The sequence below is a fragment of the Pseudomonas sp. SDT291_1_S447 genome (assembly GCF_054070155.1).
Window position 1 is genome coordinate 1 of the sequence record NZ_JBSVXS010000437.1, and the last position, 221, is coordinate 221.

Annotated in this window: 1 protein-coding gene; it reads right to left on the bottom strand. The window is 57.9% G+C overall.

Features of this window, described 5'->3' with window-relative positions; all coding sequences use genetic code 11:
- Window positions 1–221, bottom strand: a 221-nt coding sequence (locus tag ACW9IR_RS30265) for a FecR family protein (RefSeq protein WP_457466291.1), incomplete at both ends; no start/stop codon positions are given.

A 221-nucleotide genomic window follows, 5' to 3' on the forward strand; every position in this document is an offset into this window, starting at 1 on the left:
TTGTTGGTAACTGGCCTGCATGCCGGGCGTCAGAGGCACACTGCCGTGGACCTGGTCGCTGGCAATCTGCACTGAGCCTTCCAGCAACATCACCCGTACCTGGTCTTCGTATTTCCAGACGTTGAACTGGGTGCCCGTCACCCGAACCTGGCCTGCGCCAGCGTGCACGATAAAGGGATGGGCACTGTCATGGCTGACTTTGAAAAACGCTTCGCCCTTTT